Origin of the sequence: Vibrio sp. 10N.222.48.A3 (genome assembly GCF_041475345.1) — a bacterium.
Classification (GTDB): Bacteria; Pseudomonadota; Gammaproteobacteria; order Enterobacterales; family Vibrionaceae; genus Vibrio; species Vibrio tasmaniensis_A.
Map to the genome: position 1 here is coordinate 1 of NZ_JBFRVX010001024.1, position 4,118 is coordinate 4,118.

The 4,118-nt window shown below is 43.6% G+C and carries 3 protein-coding genes; 1 reads left to right on the forward strand and 2 read right to left on the reverse strand.

The features are described 5' to 3' along the window. Positions 1 to 536 (forward strand): LysR substrate-binding domain-containing protein (locus AB4653_RS23200; RefSeq protein WP_372105425.1); only part of this gene is annotated, 536 nt, incomplete at its 5' end. A 43-nt stretch (positions 537 to 579) separates the two neighbouring features. Here AB4653_RS23200 and AB4653_RS23205 read toward each other — a convergent pair. Next, positions 580 to 3,237, reverse strand: a complete 2,658-nt coding sequence (locus AB4653_RS23205) for a response regulator (RefSeq protein WP_102257527.1) — start codon at positions 3,235 to 3,237, stop codon at positions 580 to 582. Then, a partial coding sequence (gene luxM / locus AB4653_RS23210; RefSeq protein ID WP_372105426.1) for an acyl-homoserine-lactone synthase LuxM occupies positions 3,234 to 4,118 on the reverse strand: 885 nt, incomplete at its 5' end. The genes luxM and AB4653_RS23205, both read right to left, overlap by 4 nt.

Here is a 4,118-nt window from a genome sequence, read left to right on the forward strand (position 1 = left end):
ATACTAGCTCCAAAGATTCACTGGAAAGACTTAAGAGTGACGAGATTGATTTTGTTATTCACTTTGAAGCTGAAAACCTGCCCGCCGAGATCATTGCTGTGCCTCTCGTGACCCTAAAATTTGTATTGGCAGTAAGAGTCGACCATCCTTTTAAAGAGGATGTAGCACAGATTGATGATTTGTTGTCCTTTCCATTTGCGCATGTTGACCTTGCTTACTTCGATCAAAACAAACACTCGCGATTGGAAGAAGAAGTTTTAAGCCAAGGTAAATCGATTAATATGGCGCTTCGAACGACGTCAGTTGTTGGGTTAATAGAAACGATTAAGCATTCCAACATGATCGCACCCTGCATGCCTCCGGTGATCGAACAGCACAAGGGAGTATTGCGCTCGATTGTGATTGAAGGATTAGAAGAAGATGCAGAGAAAATGGAGGTATTTGCCTATCTTCATAAGAAAAACCAACATTCTGCCAAATACAAGTGGTTACTGGATTTGATCGAAACAGCGATGATTGAGGCCAACCATCAGTGAGTTCTAATCGTTTTTTTTCATTGATTCACTTAACCGTAGTCAGCTATTCATTTTCTGTTTCTTTAGAAGCGTTTGGCGCCCAGCCTTTCTCTAGCCAGTTGTCCAGTAGGTGTTGCAGTGCGTTCAAAGAGGTTGGCTTCTCTAGGCGACCGTCCATCAGTTTTCTGATCATGTCTAGCTCTCGTTGTCCTGATTCACCAGACAAAGCAATAATTGGTGTTTGAGGTGAGCGCGCCTTGATGATCTGGCTTGCGTCAAAGCCATTCATTATCGGCATTTGTACATCCATTAAGATCAAATCAACTTTGTGTGATCTGAACAGCTCGACAGCATTTTCCCCGTTTTTAGCTTGCAAGCTATTTACGCCAAGTCGGCTCAGGTACATCTGAACAAGCGTGCGTTGCACTTCTTTGTCATCAACAATAAGTACCGTCGGTGCAAGATGGCTTGATGCTGGTTGATTTTCTGCTTGCGTGCGTTCTGTTTGCTTACTTTCTGTTAGCGTACTTGCCGGTTCAGGTTCTATATCACCGCTTGGAGTTTGGCTCTCTGGTTTTACATCAGCTTCGGCTTTATCTTCCGTCGATTGGTTGTGTTTCCAACCGTTGAAATAAGGCGTACGCAGCGTCTCCGCTTTTGGAGCATTGGGTACAATAGGGAAGTACAGGTGAAACTCAGTAAATTCACCAAGTTTGGAATGGCATTCCACTCTGCCACCAAATGAGCGCATCACTCGTTGGCAATAACCCAGTCCTAAGCCGCTACCACCGCTTTTTTGGAAAGAGAAAAAGTCATCAAAGACCTTATGAACAATGGCTTCGTCAATGCCGGGGCCGGTATCACGAAATGTGAGAACGTTCTCGTAAGATCCTGTTTTGGTGCTGATCTCAATTTGGCTGTCTGGGTAAGAATCAAAGTAATAGATTGCATTGCGTATCAGATTGAAAATGACGAAGTTGAATAGAGTTTCATTTAGTTTTGCCACAAAATCAGCGTGTTGTGGTAAACGAATTCGCTCAATGATCTTCTCGTTCTCAAAGCCATAGTGGCTGACGGCTTGGTCCACGGCCTTGTGGATAGATGTCATGGTGATTGGTCCATGCTCAGGCGAGCTGTCACTGACTTCTCGTAAGATGATATCAATCAGTTGCCGCCCGCGTTGAATCGCTGCTTGGCCATTCTCAATGTCAGTCAAGATTTGTTGAGTTGGTGCTTGATTATCAATGTGCTGCTTTAACACCTCAAAATGCAGTTGCACTTGAGCGAGTGGGTTACGCATCTCATGAGCGATCGAGTTAGCAAGAGCACGACTTTGGCGAATTCGTCTATCGGCTTCGATGGTGCTTTGTACACGCGTTAACAAGGTTTGCAGTGCAGAGATTTCTTCATTAGAGAACATACGATTGTTGCTTTTGTGCGATGATACTAGCAAGTGTGTGACTGATTTTTTGTGTCCGAATAGTGGCATTACCAACGCGGTGTTGTTCGAACTCATCTTGTCATAAAGTGCTTTTAGCGACCGTTTAGCGAGCGCAGTATCATCTAGCTCTTCAGAAAGCTCATCGAACACTAGAACGGACTCTTTGCTAGATAGGTAATCTTCGTAGAAGGTTTCGTTGTAATTACTGTTAACTAGTCGAAGCTTATCTTCTGGGATTTGCAGTTGGCGACCTAAACGACGCATGGCATCGTCAATCGACAACTTAAAGCCTTCTTCTAATGCGAGTATCTGTTGTACCGGTGTCTTTTTGTTTCTATAGACAAGCAATGAGGAGTAAGGACTTACACGTTTGTAGATTGGACTCCATGTAATGCCGATAATCGCGCAGATGGGTATCGCTAATAGCCATTGGTTACCGTCAGTTAGGGGAATAAATACCGTACAAAAAGGTATCACTAAAATTGCACACACCAGCAGCACATTAAGGCTTATGTATGTAAGGTATTTAAAACTGTAGAAGCGAGAGGTCAGCAGAGCATAGCCTACAAACAACATCTCACTGAGCGACAACGCTGGGGGGAGCCAAGTGAGCGAGAAATCACGTAGGAAATAGGCAACGCCAATGTGAATCGTTGCTGTAGATAGCATGAATACCAAGATGCCTGTAATCATGTAGTTGGTTTTGGCTAATGTTAGTTTGCTGCTATTGGCACGCATGGTCACTAGATTAGTCAGTGTAAGGGCAATCAAGCTGATAACCCCAATGAAAAAGTAGGGTGTATGCGGGCCAAACTCGATCACGAATTGGCTTGGAGCCGTAATGGTGACATCTTCTACCGTTAATCCTGGGGTCAAATTGATATAGAAAGAGTAGCCCGTTATGCTCGCGAGAATGGTTTTTTGCCACCTATGGATTTTACCACTGCGGTTTTCGGCTGCGAGCTGACACGAGAAGTAATACGCAAAGGCAAAAGCAAGGAAAGAGCTGAGGTTGGCCAACTTTGCTGCAAATATGGCTGCTGTGGTGCCAAGTCCTGGCAACAAGCCGGTGTGGAAGTAGGCATTACTGCTGATCCACGTAATGATACAGATGGAATATGCGATGTAAGGTACATGGTGTGTCCCCACTATCGCTTCGTTCTTTTGTTTAAGGCGATAACAATAGTAGAACAGCCACATTACAACAACAGCGACCGTTGCAAGCAGAGTGATGGCTTTAGCATAGAATATCGCCTCTAGCCCAAGATCAAACGTCTTCATATTATTTGCCACGCTGTATTTTTATTTTCACGGAGGCACCGTCTATAGTCTCGAAAGTTGACATGATTGAATGCCTTCAACATCAGTTCAATATTCCATAACCCGCGGTAAGTCAGTAAGTTCGTTTCGTTCAAGTCACAAGACCCTAGCGGCAAGTATGCTTGTGGTTCGATAGCCTTGTAAAAATCGAGTATCAAAGGTTGATCTATAATGGTGAAACCAATCTTATAGCCCGCTTGATGTAACAAGTTGAGCATCTCTTTTTGTGCAAGATAAAGGAAGTAGACTTTTTGTTGAATATTTCCACTCACGGTTAGGCGTAGAATTTCACATACAGCTTGCATTTCGGCTAATTGTAATTGGAACTTATTATCGAACTCTGGAATAGAGTCACACTTTGATAGGGCCGGCGGAGTAAAAATATGTAGCTCTGCCAGTCCCTCATAGCCACGTCTGGATAAACTGTACTTCCATTTGTCGTTACAGAAAGGGGGGGCGTAGCTTAGCCAAGTTTCATATTTTGACCAATCTTGAATTAGGGCTGAAGAGACTAGGGTTGGAAAGGCTTCATCTGTTGGGTGTTTGAGTAGAATAAAGTGCTTACCTGTTTGTGATAAGTGGAGTAAAGGTAGCATCTCATACCACTTCTCACCTTTAATAAAAACCTCAAGGTTGCTTAAAGCAATAGCATCGCTGATTGGTAGTCCTTGAGGGCGAGTTGGCGTTTGTACTATGAGTTGACTATTTTCTATTTGGTCAATGATCACACCATAGTAAGCACTATCTTTAATGGGTAGATCCATAGGATAAAGGGCATGGGTGCTTAATGGTAATTTTGCTTTGATTGCGGAAATTTCACATTCACACCAAAAGTCCAACCA

Bases quoted from the DNA above. Each gene is read 5' to 3' on its own strand.
- AB4653_RS23205 (WP_102257527.1), bottom strand. From the start codon at position 3,237: ATGAAGACGTTTGATCTTGGGCTAGAGGCGATATTCTATGCTAAAGCC.